The sequence below is a fragment of the Rahnella laticis genome, assembly GCF_015644585.1.
GTDB lineage: Bacteria > Pseudomonadota > Gammaproteobacteria > Enterobacterales > Enterobacteriaceae > Rahnella > Rahnella laticis.
The window spans coordinates 436515-457581 of record NZ_JADOBI010000005.1 but is presented as its reverse complement, the minus strand read 5'-3'; the positions used below and the strand labels follow the sequence as shown (position 1 = coordinate 457581).

Sequence of the window (21067 nt, the reverse complement as noted above, 5' to 3'; positions counted from 1 at the left end):
TGCAGAGAAGTGATTCGAATAAGCATCGCATAAAGCGATGCGTATCAAGTGATTAATGTTTCCTCATTTTGACAGTTGTGTCTAAGGCGGAGTCCATTATGAAGCGCATCATTAAAGGTGATAAAAATCTTTCCCATCTGGTGGTTGCTCATGCAGCTATCGACAGTCATGAAAAAGCCTACGGCAAACGCCGTCAGGGCTGGCCTTCTACCTACCTCATTAAATACAAAGATGCGCGTGTTGCGGTCGAAGTCGTGACCCGCAGACAATCCTATGTGGCAACTCTCATGATCGGCGCCAGAAATCTGACCAAACTTTGTGGTATGCCTGCCTGATAAGCAGAGCGATGAGTCTCAAACCTAAAACCGTGCCGGATTTCCCGACACGGTTTTTCTTTATAACGTCTTCGCTGACAGGCGAACCTGATGCAAGCTGCCGCGAGGGAAGGGGCGTTTTATCAGCCTGAGCATCAGGGAGATGAGATCCATCATCAGCAGCAATGTGCCCGTGATGGCCAGAATCATGAGCCCGGCAAACGCCAGGATGACAAGCTTCAGCGCCGGCGGCAGCGTGAACCGGCGAAAGCGAGAACGCAGCCACAGACGTCCATATTGTGTCTGGATCTGCATAATGTGCGTCAGTCGCGCAGTGAACGACTTGCGGTTTTTCGTTGTGTTCATTGTCATAAAGCGTCTCCTTTCAGAACATCTTTAGTACAACACAGAGTTATTAAGATTTTCTTAATGGCCGCTAAACGTTCATTTGCCACATTATTTTGCACTTTCTGTCTGTGGTGTGCCTGGCAAGTATGATAATTATTCAATATTGCAGACCTGAACTGCTCTCCGGAACCGTCATCTCACAGGAGCCTTATGCCTGGTAAAAATCCCTATTACGATCCTTCAAAAGCCCATCATACGCCTGAAGGTTTCACGAATGCCGAACCGCAAAACCGGCAGGAAGGCGACCTGAAACGCTGGAGGAAAGAACGCAAAGAGCAGGGGTTGCCGGTTCCTCCTGATAAAGGGTATGAACATTTTGTCAGCCAGTGGTGGCAGGCGGCTGATTTCAGCGGAACTGATGACCGGTTATGGTTTTTAGGCCACGCCTGCCTGTTGCTTCGGGTCTCGGGTCGTTACATTCTGACCGACCCGGCGCTTTCTGACCGCGCTTCGCCGCTGAGTTTTTACGGCCCGAAAAGGAAAACGCCAGTCGCGGTTTCCGTCGATAAGCTGCCAAAAATCGACGTCGTACTGTTTTCGCACAACCACTACGACCATCTGGATCGTATGACGGTTCGTCGTCTCCTGCGCCGCTTCCCCGACGTGCAATTTATGGTGCCGCTTGGAATGAAATCCTGGCTAACGCGGCGTGGCGCAAAGCATGTTGAGGAACTCGACTGGTGGGAAGAGAGAACGTTTGGCGAAATCACGATTTCTGCTGTCCCGGCGCGTCACTGGAGTATGCGCACGCTATGGGATCGCAACCGGTCGCTGTGGTGCGGCTGGGTGGTGGCTCATCCTTTATTGAAATTCTACTTTTCCGGGGACAGTGGTTACAGCGATCAGTTTAAAAAAATCGGGCAGCGTTTGGGGCCATTTGATTTGGCAGCGATTCCGGTTGGCGCGTATGCACCAAGATGGTTCATGAGTGCGCAGCACATGGACCCGCAGCAGGCTGTCGAAGTGTTTAAAGAATTGCGTTGTCACAAAGCGGTGCCCATTCACTGGGGCGTTTTTGAATTAGCGGATGAATCACTCGATGAGCCTTTACGCGAATTATCTCAGGCAGTGAGTCAAAGCGACTTGCCTGAAATGGAATTCAAACCATTAAAAATAGGTGCAAGCATATCTAAAGGTTGAATTTCATTTTTAAGGGCGCGGACAGACGCGAAAAGTAAATGGCGTGCCATTAAATGAGAAGTATTATCAGTTGAAGTGATCAACCCCTCTGAACACGCACAAAGAAGAGGGGTTATAAAGTTGTTAATTACAATCCCGCTGACACTTAATTCTCCTGTCAGCAGCGTGCATTTGTTCAGAATAATGGCTCGCCAGAACATTCCAAATGCGCTGTTTTGAGCGTTAACTGCAATTTTTTCAGGTTATACAGTGGATTATAGGGCACTACACCGGGGACCTGCGTGCAGTAACCAGTCAACCTTGGTTGTCATTTTTCTGATGAAAGATTGAAAGAGTTGTGTGACTCATATCTTTAAGTGATAAATCTAAGATGGGATTTTGATCACGGTATTTAATATTTATTTTTTATATCGATATTTAATAATTGAATAAGTCTGGGGGAGGATGTTTATTAACTGTTATCTCGATTTAACCAACTCGCAAACTTTAATTCATTATAATGTCAAAATCCGGAATGTCGAAAAAGTGGCTTTATATATGTACCGGTGTGGAATTGAATTCTCTCAGACGGCTGTCTTTCATTGTATTATCCTGAGGAGATAAAGGCGCACAGTTTAGGTGCATTTATTCCTTTGCCCCCTTTGTTTTGCACCATTTTATCCGTCTATGGCGTAATTGATTATTGCATAACCAGTCATACCGTCCGGATATGTTCCTGTCAGGGTGCCCGTTCTGTCTGACAAGTGTGCAACTCGCCCGCCAGACAGGCTATCACCCGAGTGTTGCCCGCCGGGAGGTGCATGACTATCACGCAGAATCCCTGCTTCCTGGAGAAGTCTGGAATGCGCGCCGCAATAAAAATTCAAATAAAGATGAGTTTTACGCTTACGGTTCTGCATTAAATGATCAATAATCAAAACAGGTCGTTATTGTTTTGTTTGATATGCAGGTAAAACTGCAAAGCAGAAAAAAGCATGTCTATCAACATATTTCAGCATAACTGAACACGAAGTGCCTTTAACCGGCTCAAATATGTGCGACATGTCCATCACTGATTAAAAATGGCTTGCCATCGAATTCAGAGTATGTGATAACGCATCTGGGTAAAACGAGGTACAGTTCTGTATATGTGTGGCATTTTCAGTATAGAAGTTCTGAGTAAAGACGTTCACGTTGAATACCGCTTCTCTGCCGATTCTAATCTTAGTGCCTCAAGCAGTAACGACTCTAGTTTGTCTATGTAACGCCCTCGGGCGGTTTAAACAATCCAAAGGAAATACTCAAGATGGCAAAGATCAAAGGTCAAGTTAAGTGGTTCAACGAGTCTAAAGGTTTCGGTTTCATTACTCCTGCTGACGGCAGCAAAGACGTGTTCGTACACTTCTCTGCAATCCAGGGTAACGGCTTCAAAACTCTGGCTGAAGGCCAGAACGTAGAGTTCGAAATCCAAGACGGCCAGAAAGGCCCGTCAGCAGTTAACGTAACTGCAATCTAAGCAGCGCTTAGCTGTAAAAAAACCCGCCATGCGCGGGTTTTTTTGTGCCTGAATATCCGGTGTTTATCAGGATTATAAGATCATAATGCCCGATTGCTGGTTGCGGCCACTGATCCCCGGATGCGTCGGGTCTTTTGCACGCTGATGACTGTTGCGGCGAAAACTGGTGTATTTAAACCCGTTTCCGGCAGGCGCTTCGGTACAGATTGTACAGCTGCCGGCATGATCGATGCCCGCAAAGCCGAGGGAATGCAGCTTGGCACTGGCGATTGCCGCCAGATCGAGATGCCGGTGCCGGGGCGAAATCAGTGAAGCAGGCAAATCGAGACGTTGCATAAAATCATCAACCAATTCCTGGCTGACTTCATAACAGCAGTTTCCTGCCGCCGGACCAATCGCTGCAAACCAGTCTGAGGTATCGCTGTTCTCATTAATACGCTCAGCCATTTTTTCAAGAATGCCGTCGATAAGCCCGCGCCAGCCGGCATGTATTGCCGCGACTTCCTTACCATCCTTACGGCAAAAAATAACCGGCAGACAGTCAGCCGTGAAAACCGCCAGCAGGATTCCGGGCGTTGATGTGATAAAACCATCGGCCTCGCCGCAGTCTTGCCCGGGCTGGACGACATCTGCAATACGTGTGCCGTGAACCTGTTTCTTTTCAGGGCGGGTGGATTCATAAGCTTGCAGATGTGCGGGGAGCAGATTTTCTTTGTCGCCGAATCCATGCAGGATACCGGGGATAGGGCTGAGTAAAGCTGAGTTGTCACTCATCTCGTGTCTCGGTTAGAAAAATGTTATCAACTCAGTGTAGCCGTCTTTGAACCGGATTTTCCAGCAGTTGCAACAACAGTACGCCTTCTTTAGACTTAGCCCTGTTGCGAATTTTCGCCCTTTCAGACTTTCCTTGCAGGTTTCCCGCATGACTTATCAATGTCCACTTTGTTTCCAGCCGCTTGAGCTGACAGGCCAGCAATGGCGATGTGCCGCAAATCATCAGTTTGATAACGCCAAAGAAGGCTACGTTAATCTGATGCCGGTGCAGCATAAACGCTCGAAACAACCCGGGGACAGCACTGAAATGATGGTTTCGCGCCGTGCGTTTCTTGATGCCGGACATTACCAGCCATTACGTGACCGGCTGGCGGATATTCTGGATAACGTGCTGCCGGAAACCGCGGAAACGCTGCTGGATATTGGTTGCGGGGAAGGGTACTACACCACCGCGCTGGCGGAACGCCTGTCACCGCATCGCAAGATGAATGTTTTCGGGCTGGACGTGGCGAAAGTGGCGATTCGCTACGCGGCTAAACGCTATCACAATGCGTCGTTTTGCGTCGCATCCAGCCATCGTTTGCCGTTCGCCGAAAACTCTCTGGACGCGGTGGTACGCATCTATGCGCCATGTAAAGCGCAGGAGCTTTACCGTGCTATTAAACCCGGTGGCGTAGTGCTGACCGTCGCACCTGGTCCGCGTCATTTATATCAGCTGAAGGGCATGATTTATCAGGATGTTCAGCTCCATGCTGAACAGGATGAACAGCTGGAAGGTTTTGAGCGCGTCAGTACCGAAACGCTGGCTTACGATATGCGCCTTTCAGGCACAGAAGCGTTTGATCTGCTGCAAATGACGCCGTTTGCATGGCGGGCGACGGAAGAGGTGATGGAGAATTTAAAATCCCAGTCTGCGTTCGAATGTGAGACTGATTTTGTGATCAGACTGCACCAGCGCCAGTCTTACTAACGGAGCCGGCTTTTGCTAAATCAGCCTAAGTAACCGAGATGTTCGAGCAGGATACTCAGGCCAATACCGATCAACACCATGCCTCCCAGCACTTCGGCCCATTTTCCCAGTAACGGGCCGATCAATCGCCCCAACATCATTCCCAGCGTAGACATGATCATCGTCGTCATGCCGATAAACAGCGCGGTATGGATGATGTTCACTTCCAGAAACGCAAGGCCGACCCCGATGGCTAAAGCATCCAGGCTGGTTCCGACGGCGGTGGCTGCGAGGACCAAGAAACTGTGGCGGCTCGCCAGAATGGTCTCTTCTTCAGGTTTTTCTTTCAGGCCCTGAAAAATCATTCGTGAGCCGAGAATGAACAGCAGAATAAAGGCGACCCAGTGGTCCCATTCCATGATGTATCGGGTGGCAAATAAGCCCAGACACCAGCCAATAAGCGGGGTGATGGCTTCAATGACACCGAAAATGAGACCGGTACGTAATGCTTCGCGAAAGCGCGGGCGATGAAGGGTTGCCCCTTTACCGATGGATGCGGCAAAAGCGTCCATAGACATGCCAAAAGCAAGAATCAGTGTGGCGGATAAGTTCACGAGAAGAGTCCCGGCCGGGTATTCCATATACACGTAATCCACCCCCCAACCTCCCGGCAGCGCTACGTGTCTATGGTCTCGCCAACCTCACGGATGCCCGCACCACGTTTCAGGATATAAAACGAGTATGTTGATACGGGCGTTTTTGAATACGCATTATTAAAACTGATTCAAAAACCGGCTACTCCCCAAATGACGGCGCAACCTTACCATAATGTTTTTATTCGGGACAACAACAAATAAAATAAGGGTTTCAAATGGAGCTGGGAATTATTTCCACAAAGAATAAATAACTCTCAAACTGGCTGAAATAACAACGGCGTTGATGTGGTATTAAACGGCATTGTGATTCATAAGGTTAAATAACATTGTCGTTAATATGCATCAGGCTATAATTGATATACGGGTGTTTAAATTCAACTTACTGATTATTAACCATTAAGTTATAAATTCTTTCAAGATCGTCCAGTTCATTGACGCGAATGAGTAATTTTTTCTGCTCTAATTCAAATACCAGAATACCATCTTCGGAGAGATTCATGCTCCGGATCCTGTCGTAGGTGATGAATGTATTGGCGAAATAAAAACCCTGCGGTTTGAACAGCATTTTTGGCCAGCGAATAAACGATAAATAGAAGGCAATCAGGCCTAAACCAATTAACAGATAATTCGTTATCACCGTACCGTTTGAATGGATATTGTTGTACAGAAGGATCGCCAGCAGGCCAATAAAAATTATGGAATCCAGCCTGTTGCGGCGTCGCAGGTTCACCCGCAGCTGCGTTTTGCCATTCCGGGTACCCATGATGAATTCGTCGTAGATGGCGTAGGCAAGCAACAGAAGGGTAAACAGGGCGAGGACAATATCGGTGACAGACATGAAAAACTCCAGCAAACAGCCATCAGGCAAAACATGATAGAAACACAGAAACCGGCAAAATACAGCGATAAAAAAACCGGGGGATTGCTCCCCCGGTTTTCAAGGTTATCAGAGGCCTAACAGACCAATCCAGTAACCGAAGATACCGATAGCGAAGAAGCCAACGATAATCCACAAAGCATTCACTTTCTTACGCAGCAGCCACATACAGCCGAAGGTCAGCAGTAACGGCACCAGACCTGGCATCAGCTGGTCCAGAATCGTCTGTACCGTAGTAACCGTGGTATGGCCTGTCTGGTCGGTGATTTTGGAGACTACCAGCGGAATGTTTACGTGCGTCCATTTGTTAACCAGGGCCCCCATGACAAAGAGGCCGAGAATAGACGCCCCCTCAGTCAGTTTTTGCAGGAAGCCGCCGCCCATATCGTTAACGATATCGACACCTTTTTTGTAGCCATAGGACACGCCATAGTAGCGGGTCAGCAGACGTACAAGGTTAAACAGAACGAAGAACAGCAATGGCCCCAGCAGGCTGCCGGTCATCGCGATACCTGCGCCCAGTGCCGCAAATACAGGACGAACAGTACCCCAGAAGATTGGGTCACCCACACCGGCCAGCGGCCCCATCAGACCGACTTTCAGGCCGTTGATGGCTGCGTCGTCGATAGGTGCGCCGTTAGCACGCTGTTCTTCCATCGCCAGCGTTACACCCAGAACAGGCGCTGCAACGTAAGGATGGGTGTTGAAGAATTCCAGATGGCGTTTGATGGCCGCTTTGCGATCGTCGTTATTTTCAGGATAGAGACGACGAATTGCAGGCACCATACAGAAGCAGAAGCCCAGCGCCTGCATACGTTCGAAGTTCCATGACCCCTGGAAAAGGTTGGAGCGCATAAACACACCGCGAATATCGCTGGCCGTGAGTTTTTTAACTTCAGTTTGATCAACCATGTCCTTCACCCTTAATCCAATTCGTTGTCGAGGTCGTTAACACCCGGTGCAGCCGCTGCTTGCGCAGACTTGTTGTATTTCGGGCTCAACTGGATGTAAAGAACCGCCATCACCACACCAATCACACCCAGTGCAACCAGGTTGAAGTTGGTGAATGCAGCAGTAACGAAACCAAGGTAGAAGAACGGCATCAGGTAGCCAGCGCGCATCATGTTGATGACCATGGCATAACCGACAACGACGATCATACCGCCGGCGATGTTCAGACCGTTGGTGACCACTTCAGGGATGGACGCCAGCAAATCATGAACGATGGCAGTACCCACAGAAACCGCAACGATGACGGCAGGGATTGCGATACGCATTGCCTGCAGAACCAGCGCTGAAACGTGGATCCAGCTGATCGCGTTCAGGTTACCTTTTTCAGCGGCCTTATCGGCAGCGTGCTGGAAGGCAACGGTGATGGTACGAACGATGATAGTTAATACCTGGCCGGCTGCAGCCAGCGGGATTGCCAGTGCGATACCTGCACCAACAGACTGTCCGCCTGCGATAACCAGAATGGTGGAAATAATGGAAGCCAGAGCGGCATCGGGTGCAACAGCAGCACCGATGTTCATCCAACCCAGAGCGATCATTTCCAGAGTACCCCCGATAATGATCCCGGTTTTAACATCACCCAGAACAAAACCGATTAAGGTACAAGCAACTAACGGACGGTGAAACTGGAATTCATCCAGGATCGAACCCATCCCGGCAATACATGCAACAATAAATATCAGCACAATTTGTAGTGTGGTGATCTCCATTGCACTTCTCCTATGACCAAAGGACGCTGAGTATAAACAGGCGCATCAGGCAGATAACGTTGAGGGAATCTGCACAAACTCGATGTGCTTATTAATTCATCTTATTAATGAGATCCATCATCTTGAGGCGCGAGTCGGTAGAGACTTTACGCACTTCAAGTTCGATACCTTTTTCATTCAATTTCTTGAACGCTTCGATATCTTTTTCGTCGACGGACACGGCGTTATTCACCTGCGTTTTGCCCTGACGGAAAGCCATACCACCGATGTTTACGGTTGTGATTTTCACGCCAGCCTCAACCAGACGCAGCACGTCAGTTGGGTTGGTGAACAACAGCATGACGCGGTCGTTGGCATATTTCGGGTTGTCCCAGACGCGAATGGCTTTCGCGACGTCGACAACGTGTGCGGTAACACCTGGAGGAGCAACCTGAGTCAGCAGCGTTTTACGCACGGTATCGGCAGCCACTTCGTCGCTGACAACAATAATGCGGGTTACGTTGGTTTCTTTGGTCCAGCGGGTCGCTACCTGGCCATGAATCAAACGGTCATCGATACGGGCAAGGCCGATTTTCATATGGTCGTTCGGACCGGCAGGTTTCGCCGGGGCAGCTGCTTTTGGCGCAGGGGCGGCAGCAGGGGCTTGAGGCGCAGCTTCCGGCGCTTTCAGTGCTTTCACACCGATTCGGCCAGTTTCTACTGCGATGGCAACCAACTCTGCGAAAGAGGGGTTATCATCACGTGCCATGAAAGTCTCTGCCAGCATCGGGATGTTAACACCGGTGACAACTTCGTAATTTTCTTTATCGACAACAATGCGGCTGGCGGCGTTGAACGGGCTGCCACCCCATGTATCGACCAGGAAAAGAACGCCGCTGCTGGTGTCTAAACCCCCCAACTTTGCCGTGTACTTTTCGATCAGGGTTTCGGCGTTTTCGCCGGGAACGAAATCAATGAAGGCGACATTATCCTGTTCACCTAAAATCATTTCCGCTGTTTTCAGCAACTGCTCAGCTGCTGACCCGTGCGTGCCGATGATAATAGCAATACTCACTCGCTACCTCCTCTGTTAACTCTGGGAAAGAGTTATGCACATAAGTAATGGTGCTGATGATGTCCGCCCGTTTTTATTCCTGAGGCGAACAGGGCACTCCCTGCGTAACTAATCTTTCCTTAATTTCTGATAAGACTGCTAAACAGTAAAACTGCAGAACCTCAACAGGTTGTGCGACGTGATTTATTTTAGTGTGCGAAAAAATAATTTTTGTGACGACTGTCCGTTATTCAACGACGTAATGTGAATACGCTTTCACGTGGGCAATAAAACAGCATAGTTGTTACAGGATGATGCTGAAGGTAAAAAATCATACTTTCTTCATATAATCATTCCTGATAGAGTAATTTTCCCAATAATTGAACAGGAGTACCGGGCATCAGCCCTCCCTATGGACTGTCACCGACGTCACTATTCTTCGCTTTTTCACCTCATGATCACCGGCAAATCCGCCCCAATGGGCCTGATTTTTGCCGCACTGAAACCGCTTTCATCTGTTAATTTTGCAGTAAAAAAAGTTTGCCGAGCCTCTGGAAGCTCAGCGAATTGCGTTTCTTTGCGTCTTTTTTCTTTAACTCATTGCGGAGTCTGACATGGAATTTCTGATGGACCCTTCAATATGGGTCGGTTTATTGACGCTTGTTGTCCTGGAAATTGTTCTGGGTATCGACAACCTTGTTTTTATCGCCATCCTTGCCGATAAACTGCCGCCTAAACAGCGAGATAAAGCCCGAATCATCGGCCTGTCGCTGGCGCTGATTATGCGTTTAGGCCTGCTGTCACTGATCTCGTGGATGGTCAAACTGACCACGCCGCTGTTCAGCATCGCACAGTTCAGCTTCTCGGGGCGTGACCTGATCCTGCTGGTCGGTGGTCTGTTCCTGCTGTTTAAAGCCACAACCGAACTGCATGAGCGGCTGGAAGGGCACGATGAACAGGGAACGCCAAACCGCGGCTACGCCAGTTTCTGGTCAGTGGTGGCGCAGATTGTTGTGCTTGATGCGGTGTTTTCACTCGATGCGGTGATTACGGCAGTCGGCATGGTGAACAACCTGGCTGTCATGATGACGGCGGTGGTGATCGCCATGGGTGTGATGTTGCTGGCGTCTAAATCGCTGACGCGCTTCGTGAATAACCATCCGACGGTTGTCGTGCTGTGTCTGAGCTTCCTTCTGATGATCGGCCTGAGCCTGATTGCAGAAGGATTTGGCTTCCATATTCCGAAAGGCTATCTGTACGCTGCGATTGGTTTCTCGATTCTGATTGAGTTGTTCAACCAGATTGCGCGCCGCAACTTCCTGAAAAGCCAGTCGAACCGTCCTATGCGTGAACGTACCGCCGAGGCGATTCAGCGTCTGATGGGCGGGAAACGTCAGAGTCAGAATGAAGATGAACCGGCGGGCGATGTGTTACCGGCGGGTGAGACGTTTGCTGAAGAAGAACGGCATATGATCACCGGCGTACTGACGCTGGCCTCGCGTACGCTGCGCAGTGTAATGACGCCGCGAACTGAAATTTCCTGGGTCGATTGTGAAAAGTCACCCGCCGAAATTCGCAGCCAGCTGCTCGACACGCCGCACAGCTTATTCCCTATCTGCCGCCATTCTCTGGATGATGTCATCGGCGTCGTTCGTGCGAAGGACCTGCTGGTTGCGCTGGAAAACGGTGAAAACATCGTGGCGTTTGCAGAAAAAACGCCGCCGATTGTGGTGCCTGAAACCATGGACGTCATCAATCTGCTTGCGGTTCTGCGTAAAGCGAAAGGCCGTCTGGTCGTGGTGAGTAATGAATTTGGCGTGATTCAGGGGCTGGTGACGCCGCTTGATGTGCTCGAAGCCATTGCGGGCGAGTTCCCGGACGAAGATGAAACGCCGGACGTTATTGCTGACGGTGAATCATGGATTGCCAAAGGCGGGACGGATTTGCATTTGCTACAGCAAATCCTCGACGTGAACACGCTGGTCAGCCCTGATGATGATTTCGCTTCGCTGGCGGGGTTACTGCTGTCGAAGTCCGGGCAGATGCCGGTGGCGGGTGAGGTGATTGAAATGGCTTCGCTGCGCTTTGAAATTCTGGACGTGTCGGAATACCGCATCGAGCGCGTTCGCATTGCACGTATTAAGTCAGAGAATGACTGGGAGCAGGAACAGTAACCGGTTCTGCTTGAGTGAAAACGGCGACTCCGGTCGCCGTTTTTTATGGTTTGAATTCAGTGACAGCCTATCAGGCCGGTTTGGTTTCGTTCGGCGGCGTAATGATTTGAGTCGATTTTTTATAGCGCTCAAGCCAGACAGGAAACACTTCAATCGGCATTGGCCGGGCAAAATAATAACCCTGCAATGAATCAACTTTTCGCTGCCGCAGATATTCCACCTGTTCACGCGTTTCCACCCCTTCGGCAATCAGCTTCAGATTCAGACGCTGCGCCAGCGTAATGATGGTGTCGGTGACCGTCGCATTAATCGCGTCCGTACCAATCGACGCGGTGAAGGCCTGATCAATTTTGAGTACGTCAGGGTTAAGCGTTTTGAGATAACTCAGCGAACTGTGGCCGGTGCCGAAATCGTCAATGGCCAGCAGGATCCCCATTTCTTTCAGCTGTGAAATTTCTGCCGCGCGTAATTCCTGCAAACGTGTTCGTTCGGTCAGTTCCAGCATCAGGGAAACCGAAGGCTGCGCCGGAAGCCAGATTTTGCGGATGTCATCCACAATTTCCATGTTATTAAAATGCTGCGCTGCGACATTAATACTGACGTAAAAACCCGGTGTGGCAGGGAACACTTCCAGATTATCCGCAACTGTCTGAATCAGGTACCGCGTGAGCGAAATGATCAGCCCGTGCTGTTCGGCAAGCGGAATAAAGACATCGGGCGACACCCATTCCTGACGGCGATTTTTCCAGCGCATCAGGGTTTCTACGCCGATACAGCGGCCATCGGTACTGTTAATAATGGGCTGACAGTAGACCTTAAATTCGCGGTGCGAAATCCCGTGGCTGATCGGATAAGCCAGACTGATCCGGCTGCCGGAAAGCAGATAAACCGCGGTGGCGGTCAGCAGGCTGATTAATACCGAAAGGGGCAGATGAGATAACAGCTCACTCCAGGCTAAATCGCTGGCTTGTTCGCCATAGAGTGACACGGAAAAATCGTATTTATCAGAGCTGACGCTCAGCAGGGCGGGCTGCGGGAGGTGACTGCTTTCCACAATCTCGTCACTGCCGTATTCAAGATTTTGTCTTCCGACATTTAATACGATGTGGCTGGCGTAAGGTGGCTGGGGCTCAAGCAGGAAGTTCGAGAGGACACCGATATTATAAACAAACAGTTCACCGTTGAGATTATCCGGCGTCGTGGGTTGCCAGAGAACCAGCGTCGGCGCATCCACCTTGCTCCATTTTGACGCGCGCAGATCAAGCTGTGTTTTGCCCTGAGCCAGAGTAGGCAGTGTTTTGTTGAAATTAAGATCTAAAGCCCCGATCAGGCTCGAACAGATGATGGTGCCGTTGCTGACCAGGCTTATGGATCGCAGCGTTTGCATACGGGCGACAGTTTGTTGCATGACCGGTTGCAGCGCGTTGCAGCTTAGCGTCTGGTCGATAGGAATCGCTCTTCCTGCGGGCGACGCAGGTTCGAGTAATTTCTCCAATTTTTCAACGGTATGGATAGCCACACGTTGTTGATCTTCTGCGATGACCTGAGCTTGTTCGTAAATGCGAATGCCAAGAGTCAGAAGCAGCGTAAATACCCCCATTGCGCAGGCAAGCGCAATGCGATAGTAACGATACTTCGCAAGTCCGGTCTGGGAGAACGGCATCGTTCTAATCCTTTTATCCCGTGTTAAATGCAGGCTCAAAATTATTATTTTTAAAGGTTTACCGATGCGTCACAGCCGTTTTGTTCTTATTGATAGTAGCTGTAAATCGCCGGACGCTCTGCCTGAGTTGTGGAAAACTCCCTATTTTTCCCGGCAAAAATCAAAAGAAATCCGTATCGGTGACGTTGTCACGTGTGTTTTCCCTGCATATTTTCGGCATGTATTTTCAGTGTATAGAGAGGTTCTCTGAACGGGAAAATCAGGCGGAAATCAGCATGCCGTACCTGCAGGGTATAATGCAAGTGTCACTACCATTATGTATTGATAATACAACAGGTTGTTGTTAGCGAAGGTTTTATTGCTACCGGCTCCCACGGGAGTGGTATTTCCTGCGGCAAACGGGCCAAAAATGGTCCAACCCGCCAGCCGCCTGGAGACGAAAAATCCTGCAAATGATTAGTCGCACTGAACCTTAATGGCTAAACCGCCGCGGGACGTTTCGCGGTACTTCGCGTTCATATCTTTGCCCGTTTCGTACATGGTCTCGATCACTTTATCCAGCGAAACGCGTGGCTCACTGGTCCGGCGCAAGGCCATGCGTGCGGCGTTGATGGCTTTTACAGAAGCAATCGCGTTACGCTCGATGCACGGAACCTGAACCTGCCCGGCAACCGGGTCGCAGGTTAAGCCCAGATTGTGTTCCATGCCAATTTCCGCTGCCACGCACACCTGTTCCGGGCTGCCGCCCAGCAGTTCTGTCAGGCCCGCCGCGGCCATAGAACACGCCACGCCGACCTCGCCCTGACAACCGACTTCCGCACCCGAAATCGACGCATTCATCTTGTAGAGAATGCCAATCGCGCCGGAGGTCAGAAAATAACGCAGGTAAATATCCGGGCTGACCGACTGAATAAACTGGTCGTAATACGCCAGCACCGCCGGAACAATCCCGCAGGCGCCGTTTGTCGGCGCTGTCACCACGCGCCCGCCGGCCGCATTTTCTTCGTTCACGGCCAGGGCAAACATGTTCACCCAGTCGATCACGTTCATCGGGTCATTAGACAGTTTATCGTTGGACACCAGCATTCTGCGCAAGGCAGAGGCGCGACGCGGAACGCGAAGCGGGCCAGGCAGAACGCCTTCCGTATTCAAACCACGGTCGATGCAGGCCTGCATGGTGTGCCAGATTTTCTCGAAATACTGTTCGATGTCCTGTTTGCTGTGCTGGGCCAGCTCATTTTTCATCATCAAACCTGACAACGAAAGGCCGGTTTCCTTGCACTTGGCCAGCATTTCGCTGGCGGAATTAAAGCTGTAAGGCACCGTCACTTCATCAAGCACCGGCTGACCGAAATGCTCGTCATCGACAATAAAACCTCCACCGACAGAGTAGTAGGTTTTGCTGTAAATCATTTTGTCGCCGGAAAAGGCATGAATTTGCATCGCATTTTCATGGCGCGGTAAATTCTCACCGCGAAACACCATGCCGGTGTCACGGGGGAAATCGACTTCGTGCTGAGTTTCACCCAGCGGCAGGCGCTGACGCTGCTCAACGTCGCGAATAAAATGGGGAATGCCGTCGATGTCGACGGTATCTGGCTGGTTACCCGCCAGACCTAAAATAATGGCGATATCTGTGTGGTGGCCCTTGCCTGTGAGAGACAGGGAACCAAAAACGTCCACGGCGACACGCGTAACGGCAGGCATCATGCCCTTTTCGAGCAGGTCATCAGCGAACTGTTTCCCGGCTTTCATCGGGCCCAAAGTATGGGAACTGGAAGGGCCAATCCCGACCTTGAACATGTCGAAAACGCTAATCACGTCGAATACTCCTGTAATGAATTACGGCAGGGAACGGGATCCCTGACAGCCACAACTGAACTTGTGGCTCAATCTATAGTTTAAAAGGCCTGAGGGGCAAAAGTTTCATTTTTCGCATGAAATAAACTTATTTGATGCAAAAGTGTGATCGGAATGTAATCAGCGGGCTCAGACTTCAACCTGCCGGGCGAGCTGGCGGATGATCGCCGCCGTGAGTCCCCAGACAAATTGCTGCTGATACCAGGATAAATACACCCGGTGATGGATGCCTCTGCGATGAATATCCAGAGTGTGGTAGCGGGCAAGGTCAAACGCTTCCTGCAAGGGCATTTCAAACAGCTCGGCGACTTCATCCTCAGCCGGATGGAACGTCACATCGACCGGCAACAGCCCGACAACCGGCGTCACCTGAAAACCGCTGCTGCTGTCCTGCGGTGAAAGCGTGCCTAAAACGTGAACCTGTTCCGGCTCAATAGCGACTTCTTCCTGAGCTTCCCGCAACGCGGTGGCAATAATTGAGGCATCCGTTGCATCGGCTGCGCCGCCGGGAAAGGCGACCTGACCGGGGTGTTTACGCAGCTGATCGGAACGGCGCGTCAGTAAGATTGTCGGCTCTTTCCGGCAGATAATCGGAATTAAGACGGCGGCGTGACGGGTTCCGCGCAATGCGGGGGCAGGCATACGCGGTTGCTGCAACTGAAAGCGCAGGATGAAATCTTCCACCGCGGGGGAAAAAGTCTGCACGGGTGCGTGTTGTTCCAGCAAAGTCACGGCTGAACGTCTCCTAACTGAGGCAGTATGCGGGCAATTTTATCGAACGTTTCCTGATATTCTGCCTGTTCCTGGCTGTCAGCCACAATCCCGCCGCCTGCCCAGCAGTAAATTTTCCCTTTCGCCGTCAGCAGCGTGCGGATGGTGATATTACTGTCCATCGTGCCGCAGCAACTGATGTATGCAATGCTGCCGCAGTAACCGTTGCGTCGCTGTGGCTCAAGTTCTTCGATGATTTCCATCGCGCGGACTTTCGGTGCGCCGGTAATCGAGCCGCCGGGAAAACAGGCGCGCAGCAACGCACTGGCGTGGCACGCTTCCGGCAGTTTTGCTGTGATGGTGCTGACCAGATGATGAACCGCAGGGAAAGGCTCGACTTTGAATAATTCGGGAACGCGCACGCTGCCCGGCGTGGCAACGCGGCCAATGTCATTTCGCAATAAATCGACGATCATCAGATTTTCCGCACGATCTTTTTCCGATGCCGCCAACCGCTCAGCCTGATGTGCATCTTCTGCGGGATCCTCGCTGCGTGGCAACGTCCCTTTAATCGGACGTGTCTGGATCTGATGGTCTTTCAGCCAGATAAAACGCTCAGGCGACAGACTGATCACCGTGTTTTCAGGCAAACGCAGAAACGCCGAGAAGGGGGCACGATTCGCATTGTTCAGTTGCAAAAATGCCTGCCACTCGTCACCGGAATAGTGCGTTGAAAATCGCTGCGCGAGGTTAATCTGATAGCAATCACCGCTGTGAATGTATTCCTGAATCTGGCGGAATTTTTCACCGTATGCCTCGCGGGTCATGTTGGACTGCCACGGCGCTTTAAGCCGGAAAGGCTTCGCGGCGGTGGCCTTCTGTTGCGTCAGCCAGTGCAGGCGGCCGGCAACATCATGGTGGCAAATCAGCGTTACACGTTGCAGATGGTGATCGGCGATCAGCGCCCAGTCATAAATACCCACCGCCATGTCCGGCAGGGCGATGTCCTGTTCTGCCGTGTCGGGCAGTGCCTCAATACGTCGCCCTAAATCATAGCCAAACAGCCCGAGCGCGCCGCCCAGAAACGGAAAATCAGGCGAGCTTTCCGCCTGCAAACCGGATGCCGAAAGGTATTCTTCCAGCAGGGCAAACGGATCGTCTTTCCGTGACGTCATTTCACCGTTTTGCTCAACTTGCGTGATATCACCGCACGTCGTCAGCGTGACCAGCGGATCCGCCACCAGAATATCAAAGCGATTATGCTGATGCTGCGCAGAGCCGGAATGCAAAAGCATGGCCCACGGCAAAGCTGAGAGCGCAGAAAATTGCTCGGACAGCGCATCGGGATGATAAGGCAAAGTATGAAAATTTACGGAACGGGTGGATTGCATGGCAGGTAAGAGCTTCCGGGCGCAATTAAAACGTATTATAGCGTCGATCCTAACATAGATTCGGCTGCCTGAAAGCAGCACAGGCGATTTGCAGTAATAAGGCGTATACTGTGCAACCCCGCAGCCTGCGGGCCGGTTTAACGTACAACAGGAATCTCCCATGCTGACAGGTATGCCTTCACTATCACATTCCGAACAAGAACAGGCCGCCGATCGTATCCGCCAGTTAATGGAAACCGGAATGAGCAGCGGCGAAGCCATTGCAACCGTTGCGGAAGAAATTCGTGAAACGCACAAAGGCGATCGCGTGACCGTTATCTTTGATGACGAAGACGAGTAAATTTCCGCCCTGATAAGTACATATCAGGCATAAAAAACCGGACCCTTTGCGGAGTCCGGTTTTTTTTCATCTTTATTCAGGCATCAGCCTTCAACGGTAACCGCCGCTGCGGCTTGTTTCGCCTGCTCAACCGCGTCTTCAACGTTATCGGCAATCGCCAGCGCCACGCCCAGACGGCGTTTGCCACTGATTTCCGGTTTACCGAACAGACGGATCTGGTTGAAACCGGTCAGCGCGTTTTCCAGCCCGCTGAAAGAAACGTTGTTGCTGGTCAGTTCCGGCAAGATAACCGCGGAAGCCGACGGGCCGAACTGGCGGATTTTCCCAACCGGCAGACCTAAGAATGCGCGAACGTGCAGGGCGAACTCGGACAGATCCTGAGAAATCAGCGTGACCATTCCGGTGTCGTGCGGACGCGGTGACACTTCGCTGAAAATCACTTCATCGCCGCAGACAAACAGCTCAACGCCAAACAGACCTTTGCCGCCCAGCGCCTTCACCACTTTCTCTGCGATATCTTTCGCGCGCTGCAATGCCAGTTCGGTCATTTGCTGTGGCTGCCAGGATTCGCGGTAATCGCCATCTTCCTGACGATGCCCGATTGGCGCACAGAAATGAATGCCGTCAATGGCGCTGATAGTCAGCAGCGTAATTTCAAAATCAAACTTCACCAGACCTTCAACAATGACGCGTCCGCCACCGGCACGGCCACCTTGCTGGGCATAATCCCAGGCTGACTGTAACTGTTCAGCGCTGCGGATCAGGCTCTGGCCTTTACCGGAGGAACTCATCACCGGCTTGATGATGCACGGGTAACCGATTGCGTCGACGGCCTGACGGAAAGACGCTTCGTCGTCAGCAAACTGATACGTCGATGTCGGGAGTTTGAGGGTTTCCGCGGCCAGACGACGGATGCCTTCACGGTTCATGGTCAGACGCGTCGCTTCGGCGCACGGCACCACGTTATGGCCCTGTTTTTCCAGCTCGACCAGCATGCTGGTGGCGATAGCTTCAATTTCCGGCACGATAAAATCAGGGCGTTCGCTTTCAATAACGGCTTTCAGCGCATCGCCATCAAGCATGTTAATGACATGGCTGCGGTGAGCGACCTGCATCGCGGGTGCATCCGCATAGCGATCGACGGCGATCACTTCCAGACCCAGGCGCTGACATTCGATCGCCACTTCTTTACCCAGCTCGCCAGAGCCTAACAACATGACGCGGGTGGCGCCGGTGCGCAGTGCAGTACCAATGGTTAACATAGCTTCGTACCCAGATCTTTGATGAAGGAAAGTAAGAATTTCGGGGCGCAGTATATCTGAAATTATCGGGGACGAAAACGATTGCGCGGTGTGTTTGAAAAATTCCCTGCGTACGTCAGAAGGGGATTTACAGGATTTTTTAAGCCGGTTTTCTGCTGTTTAAGGCAGTCTGCGGGCGTCTCTGTTATCATTTAGCAAACCATGGCGCCAGATCTCCTGCCGCTGCCCCGATTTTTGCCTCACATAAAGAGTTATCGCCTTGAGCACGCATTCCTTTTCTGTCCTGACATTGCCCGCTGAGCAACTTTCCAACCTGAATGAACTGGGTTACACCGAAATGACCCCGATTCAGGAAGCCTCTTTGCCCGCTATCCTGCAAGGTCAGGACGTCCGCGCCAAAGCCAAAACCGGCAGTGGTAAAACAGCCGCTTTCGGCATTGGTTTGCTGAACAGCATCACTGTTTCACAGTTTGTGGCGCAGGCGCTGGTGCTTTGCCCGACGCGCGAACTGGCCGATCAGGTCAGTAAAGAATTACGTCGTCTGGCGCGTTTTACCCAGAACATCAAAATCCTGACCCTTTGCGGCGGCCAGTCAATCGGCCCTCAGAACGAATCGCTGGTTCGTCAGCCGCACATCGTGGTCGGCACGCCGGGCCGTATTCAGGAACACCTGCGCAAAGGCACGCTGAAGCTGGATGATCTCAAAGTGCTGGTGCTCGATGAAGCCGACCGCATGCTGGACATGGGTTTTAGTGAAGATATTGAAGATGTGGTCAGCTATACGCCGCAAACCCGCCAGACGCTGCTGTTCTCCGCGACGTATCCGGACGGCATTGAACGCATCAGCTCCAAATTCCAGCGCGAGCCGCTGAAAGTGGAAATTGAAGGCGAAGATGATGTGGCAGACATCAAGCAGGTGTTTATCGAAGCGGATAAACATCAGCGTTTATCCCTGCTGGCGGCGGTGTTGTACCAGCATCAGCCGACATCGTGCGTAGTGTTCTGTAATACCAAGCGCGACTGCCAGGAAGTGTGTGACGCACTGGCGGGCAAAGGGATCAGTGCGCTGGCACTGAACGGCGATCTCGAGCAGCGTGACCGTGACCGCGTACTGGTGCGTTTCTCCAACGGCAGCTGTCGTGTGCTGGTCGCAACAGACGTTGCGGCGCGCGGGCTGGACATCAAACAGTTAGGTCTGGTCATCAACTATGAACTGTCTTTTGACCCGGAAGTTCACGTTCACCGTGTAGGCCGTACAGGGCGCGCGGGAACCAGCGGTCTGGCGGTCAGTCTGGTGACTCCGCAGGAAATGCCACGTGTGACGGCGCTCGAAGATTACACCCGTCAGCGGTTCACCTGGCAACCTGCCGCGCATGCGCTGGCGGCAACGCCGGTGGCGCTGGATGCTGAAATGGCCACGCTGTGCATCGACGGTGGCCGTAAAGCCAAAATCCGTCCCGGCGATATTCTCGGCGCGCTGACCGGCGATGCCGGGCTGACCGCGGCAGAAGTCGGTAAAATTGATATGTTCCCGATCCACGCCTACGTTGCTATCCGTCAGAAGAGTGCGAAAAAAGCCCTGCAACGCCTGCAGGAAGGGAAAATCAAAGGCAAAAACTGCAAAGCGATTATTTTGCGCTAAAAGAGTGATGTCGCGTTTTACATTGTTCGTCTGATTGTTAATGTTGTGTTATTGGCTTGTTGATGATTATATTGTCTGACACAAGTGATGACCTTTCGGTATGTATGGTTATTGTTCCGGCAAGGTCAGCGTAATAAAAGACAAAGACTGGGAAGACGAACGATGAAAAAGATAATCTTGAGCGCGGTAATGGCAGTCGCAGGAATGAGCGGTCTGATCCAGACTGCTCAGGCCGATGAGCCTGAAGTAAGAACGGCGACGGTCACACCTTGTGCGAATGCCACGAAAGATGAACTCGCGGCGCTGGTGAAACGCGATTTTCTGCAAAACCGTATTCCGCGCTGGGATGCGGATAAAAAAGCACTCGGCACCTCAACGCCGGTTGCGTGGGTTGATGCCGGCAGCATCAGCGGTGATAACAAGAAATGGGATATCCCGCTGAAAGTCCGCGGTGATCATGCCGACAAAACCTACGACGTTACGCTCAACTGCCAGCTCGGTGAAATCAGTTACAGCACGCCGGTCTGAGTTTTTCCCCTGCGCCCGCAACCCCTGACGGGCGCACATTCCCGCTAATTCCCGCACATTCCGTCTCTTGGTTTCCCCGTGTAAACCTGTCACTCTTGTCACACCATAAAGAGGACAAAGAGATCCGAG

Annotated in this window: 21 protein-coding genes and 1 riboswitch; of the genes, 9 read left to right on the top strand and 12 right to left on the bottom strand. The window is 51.5% G+C overall.

All coding sequences use genetic code 11. The features are described 5' to 3' along the window. Positions 1–98: 98 nt before the first annotated feature. Positions 99–335: a DUF4060 family protein gene (locus IV433_RS14070; RefSeq protein ID WP_104922655.1), complete on the top strand. Its 237-nt coding sequence runs from the start codon at positions 99–101 to the stop codon at positions 333–335. A gap of 60 nt (positions 336–395) precedes the next feature. Here IV433_RS14070 and IV433_RS14065 read toward each other — a convergent pair whose 3' ends face one another. Beyond that, complete coding sequence (locus IV433_RS14065) at positions 396–686, bottom strand: hypothetical protein (RefSeq protein ID WP_195814354.1); 291 nt, start codon at positions 684–686, stop codon at positions 396–398. 186 nt (positions 687–872) lie between these two features. Here IV433_RS14065 and IV433_RS14060 point away from each other — a divergent pair, with 186 nt between their 5' ends. The 3 genes from IV433_RS14060 to cspE all read left to right on the top strand — a co-directional run bounded on the left by IV433_RS14060 (position 873) and on the right by cspE (position 3357). Beyond that, a complete protein-coding gene (locus tag IV433_RS14060; protein ID WP_195814355.1) occupies positions 873–1862 on the top strand; it encodes an MBL fold metallo-hydrolase in 990 nt (329 codons plus the stop codon). Positions 1863–2989: 1127 nt separating this feature from the next. Continuing rightward, a complete protein-coding gene (locus tag IV433_RS14055) occupies positions 2990–3106 on the top strand; it encodes a DUF2627 domain-containing protein (protein WP_071823629.1) in 117 nt (38 codons plus the stop codon). 41 nt (positions 3107–3147) lie between these two features. Beyond that, positions 3148–3357: a transcription antiterminator/RNA stability regulator CspE gene (cspE, locus tag IV433_RS14050; RefSeq protein ID WP_002221949.1), complete on the top strand. Its 210-nt coding sequence runs from the start codon at positions 3148–3150 to the stop codon at positions 3355–3357. A 72-nt stretch (positions 3358–3429) separates the two neighbouring features. Here the strand turns inward: cspE and pgeF are convergent, their stop codons facing one another. After that, positions 3430–4131 (bottom strand): peptidoglycan editing factor PgeF, encoded by a 702-nt coding sequence (gene pgeF / locus IV433_RS14045; protein WP_195814356.1) that lies wholly within the window; start codon positions 4129–4131, stop codon positions 3430–3432. 148 nt (positions 4132–4279) lie between these two features. Between pgeF and rlmA the strand changes: the two genes are divergently transcribed. Then, positions 4280–5101: a 23S rRNA (guanine(745)-N(1))-methyltransferase gene (gene rlmA, locus IV433_RS14040; RefSeq protein WP_195814357.1), complete on the top strand. Its 822-nt coding sequence runs from the start codon at positions 4280–4282 to the stop codon at positions 5099–5101. A 20-nt stretch (positions 5102–5121) separates the two neighbouring features. Here rlmA and mntP read toward each other — a convergent pair whose 3' ends face one another. From mntP to manX, 5 genes are all read right to left on the bottom strand, one after another. Continuing rightward, positions 5122–5694 (bottom strand): manganese efflux pump MntP, encoded by a 573-nt coding sequence (gene mntP / locus IV433_RS14035; protein ID WP_195814670.1) that lies wholly within the window; start codon positions 5692–5694, stop codon positions 5122–5124. Positions 5695–5701: 7 nt separating this feature from the next. Beyond that, positions 5702–5897: riboswitch (yybP-ykoY riboswitch) on the bottom strand. A 218-nt stretch (positions 5898–6115) separates the two neighbouring features. Further along, on the bottom strand, positions 6116–6574 hold the full coding sequence (locus IV433_RS14030; RefSeq protein WP_195814358.1) for a DUF986 family protein: 459 nt from the start codon (positions 6572–6574) through the stop codon (positions 6116–6118). Positions 6575–6682: 108 nt separating this feature from the next. Then, positions 6683–7525, bottom strand: a complete 843-nt coding sequence (locus IV433_RS14025) for a PTS mannose transporter subunit IID (protein ID WP_195814359.1) — start codon at positions 7523–7525, stop codon at positions 6683–6685. Between the two features lie 11 nt (positions 7526–7536). Continuing rightward, complete coding sequence (locus tag IV433_RS14020) at positions 7537–8334, bottom strand: PTS mannose/fructose/sorbose transporter subunit IIC (protein ID WP_101077145.1); 798 nt, start codon at positions 8332–8334, stop codon at positions 7537–7539. Positions 8335–8425: 91 nt separating this feature from the next. Continuing rightward, positions 8426–9388, bottom strand: a complete 963-nt coding sequence (manX, locus tag IV433_RS14015; protein ID WP_195814360.1) for a PTS mannose transporter subunit IIAB — start codon at positions 9386–9388, stop codon at positions 8426–8428. A gap of 593 nt (positions 9389–9981) precedes the next feature. Here manX and IV433_RS14010 point away from each other — a divergent pair. After that, positions 9982–11541: a TerC family protein gene (locus IV433_RS14010; RefSeq protein ID WP_195814361.1), complete on the top strand. Its 1560-nt coding sequence runs from the start codon at positions 9982–9984 to the stop codon at positions 11539–11541. 70 nt (positions 11542–11611) lie between these two features. Here the strand turns inward: IV433_RS14010 and IV433_RS14005 are convergent, their stop codons facing one another. The 4 genes from IV433_RS14005 to pabB all read right to left on the bottom strand — a co-directional run bounded on the left by IV433_RS14005 (position 11612) and on the right by pabB (position 17166). Beyond that, positions 11612–13204, bottom strand: a complete 1593-nt coding sequence (locus IV433_RS14005) for an EAL domain-containing protein (protein ID WP_195814362.1) — start codon at positions 13202–13204, stop codon at positions 11612–11614. A gap of 456 nt (positions 13205–13660) precedes the next feature. Continuing rightward, on the bottom strand, positions 13661–15025 hold the full coding sequence (locus tag IV433_RS14000; RefSeq protein WP_195814363.1) for an L-serine ammonia-lyase: 1365 nt from the start codon (positions 15023–15025) through the stop codon (positions 13661–13663). Between the two features lie 168 nt (positions 15026–15193). Next, entirely contained in the window at positions 15194–15796 is a 603-nt protein-coding gene (locus IV433_RS13995; RefSeq protein WP_195814364.1) for a CoA pyrophosphatase, read from the bottom strand. Next, on the bottom strand, positions 15793–17166 hold the full coding sequence (gene pabB, locus IV433_RS13990; RefSeq protein ID WP_195814365.1) for an aminodeoxychorismate synthase component 1: 1374 nt from the start codon (positions 17164–17166) through the stop codon (positions 15793–15795). Before pabB ends, IV433_RS13995 begins: the two co-directional genes overlap by 4 nt. 160 nt (positions 17167–17326) lie before the next feature. Here pabB and IV433_RS13985 point away from each other — a divergent pair, with 160 nt between their 5' ends. Beyond that, positions 17327–17506, top strand: a complete 180-nt coding sequence (locus IV433_RS13985; protein WP_101077138.1) for a YoaH family protein — start codon at positions 17327–17329, stop codon at positions 17504–17506. An 83-nt stretch (positions 17507–17589) separates the two neighbouring features. Here the strand turns inward: IV433_RS13985 and purT are convergent, their stop codons facing one another. Next, positions 17590–18768 carry a formate-dependent phosphoribosylglycinamide formyltransferase gene (gene purT / locus IV433_RS13980; protein WP_195814366.1) on the bottom strand — a complete coding sequence of 393 codons (1179 nt, stop codon included), beginning with the start codon at positions 18766–18768 and terminating at the stop codon, positions 17590–17592. A 259-nt stretch (positions 18769–19027) separates the two neighbouring features. On the opposite strand from purT, the gene dbpA reads away from it, so the two are divergent. Together dbpA and yebF are read left to right on the top strand one after the other, a co-directional pair. After that, positions 19028–20410: an ATP-dependent RNA helicase DbpA gene (gene dbpA, locus IV433_RS13975; protein WP_195814367.1), complete on the top strand. Its 1383-nt coding sequence runs from the start codon at positions 19028–19030 to the stop codon at positions 20408–20410. Positions 20411–20572: 162 nt separating this feature from the next. Next, positions 20573–20938, top strand: a complete 366-nt coding sequence (gene yebF, locus IV433_RS13970; RefSeq protein WP_195814368.1) for a protein YebF — start codon at positions 20573–20575, stop codon at positions 20936–20938. Positions 20939–21067: the final 129 nt, after the last annotated feature.

Excerpts from the sequence above, each read along its gene's own strand:
- IV433_RS14005 (WP_195814362.1), bottom strand. The coding sequence starts at position 13,204 with ATGCCGTTCTCCCAGACCGGACTTGCGAAGTATCGTTACTATCGCATT.
- IV433_RS14030 (WP_195814358.1), bottom strand. The coding sequence starts at position 6,574 with ATGTCTGTCACCGATATTGTCCTCGCCCTGTTTACCCTTCTGTTGCTT.
- purT (WP_195814366.1), bottom strand. The coding sequence starts at position 18,768 with ATGTTAACCATTGGTACTGCACTGCGCACCGGCGCCACCCGCGTCATG.
- IV433_RS14020 (WP_101077145.1), bottom strand. The coding sequence starts at position 8,334 with ATGGAGATCACCACACTACAAATTGTGCTGATATTTATTGTTGCATGT.
- IV433_RS14070 (WP_104922655.1), top strand. The coding sequence starts at position 99 with ATGAAGCGCATCATTAAAGGTGATAAAAATCTTTCCCATCTGGTGGTT.
- IV433_RS14025 (WP_195814359.1), bottom strand. The coding sequence starts at position 7,525 with ATGGTTGATCAAACTGAAGTTAAAAAACTCACGGCCAGCGATATTCGC.
- pabB (WP_195814365.1), bottom strand. The coding sequence starts at position 17,166 with ATGCAATCCACCCGTTCCGTAAATTTTCATACTTTGCCTTATCATCCC.
- IV433_RS13985 (WP_101077138.1), top strand. The coding sequence starts at position 17,327 with ATGCTGACAGGTATGCCTTCACTATCACATTCCGAACAAGAACAGGCC.
- cspE (WP_002221949.1), top strand. The coding sequence starts at position 3,148 with ATGGCAAAGATCAAAGGTCAAGTTAAGTGGTTCAACGAGTCTAAAGGT.
- IV433_RS14055 (WP_071823629.1), top strand. The coding sequence starts at position 2,990 with ATGTGTGGCATTTTCAGTATAGAAGTTCTGAGTAAAGACGTTCACGTT.
- IV433_RS14065 (WP_195814354.1), bottom strand. The coding sequence starts at position 686 with ATGACAATGAACACAACGAAAAACCGCAAGTCGTTCACTGCGCGACTG.
- IV433_RS14060 (WP_195814355.1), top strand. The coding sequence starts at position 873 with ATGCCTGGTAAAAATCCCTATTACGATCCTTCAAAAGCCCATCATACG.
- IV433_RS14010 (WP_195814361.1), top strand. The coding sequence starts at position 9,982 with ATGGAATTTCTGATGGACCCTTCAATATGGGTCGGTTTATTGACGCTT.
- yebF (WP_195814368.1), top strand. The coding sequence starts at position 20,573 with ATGAAAAAGATAATCTTGAGCGCGGTAATGGCAGTCGCAGGAATGAGC.
- rlmA (WP_195814357.1), top strand. The coding sequence starts at position 4,280 with ATGACTTATCAATGTCCACTTTGTTTCCAGCCGCTTGAGCTGACAGGC.
- pgeF (WP_195814356.1), bottom strand. The coding sequence starts at position 4,131 with ATGAGTGACAACTCAGCTTTACTCAGCCCTATCCCCGGTATCCTGCAT.